Genomic DNA, 834 nt, shown 5'->3' on the forward strand with positions numbered 1-834 from the left:
GCGAAGGAAGACAACGCAAATAATCTCTATAACTTTTCACATCCTTCACAGGAAAAGAATGGTCAATATAATGGTCATGCAAACAAGTCATGATATCGTAAGGCTTTTCCCAACCGCAATAAACCTCGACCCCATTCCCAAACATATAACGAATAGCCTTGGTCTCATAACGTGCCTTCAATCGCACAGCCTTTATATTGAACAGATTTTCAAGCCTCTGTACTTCTCTCTCTATTTCTCTATATTTTTCCTTCTTTACCATATCCATAACAATCTCMGACCCTCAGTTTGTGGGGTACTGGAAACTTATTGTAGCAGATAGAAATCAATATTTGACTTGTCATAGTGTCCGACTATGACAATTACATTGTCGTCGGTCCTGCGGAGCTTCAAAGATACCAGTCTGCAAGCTCCTGAAAGGCGTCCTGATTAGCTTCGAAGTATTCGGAATCCGGAACCTCAATAGGAGGCTCATCAAGCTCTACGGGGTCTTGTAGACGCTCTATGTCGAGAACCTTTGACAGCATCCCATCTTCTAAGACGCTACCCCCACCTCTACCCATGTGAGATATCGTGTAAGTGTCAAGCATATATGCTTTTGCGGAATCATCCACCGCATTGATATCCCTGTTGCCAAGCTCCCACGAACCACGCAACGCAAACAGATTACGCCCCGTTAGAGCATCGCATCCAATTTTTTGGAGTTTTTCGATAACCTGCTGATGGTGTCGCTTAGAGACAACTTCAATGAGTTCGAGAGCCTTTTTGCCGAGTTCAGTGTCAGGCGTCTGCGTATAATTCTGGACCATAAGACAGGGTTCAGAGACGTTATAG

General features: G+C 44.1%; 2 protein-coding genes. Both read right to left on the bottom strand.

Features of this window, described 5'->3' with window-relative positions; all coding sequences use genetic code 11:
- The coding region (locus KP705_RS15560; protein ID WP_215764820.1) for a hypothetical protein at positions 1 to 268 on the bottom strand (268 nt) is incomplete at its 3' end.
- A 121-nt stretch (positions 269 to 389) separates the two neighbouring features.
- A partial coding sequence (locus tag KP705_RS15565; RefSeq protein ID WP_215764822.1) for a hypothetical protein occupies positions 390 to 834 on the bottom strand: 445 nt, incomplete at its 5' end.

The organism is Gluconobacter sp. P1D12_c (assembly GCF_018812105.1).
GTDB classification, from domain to species: Bacteria; Pseudomonadota; Alphaproteobacteria; order Acetobacterales; family Acetobacteraceae; genus Gluconobacter; species Gluconobacter oxydans_A.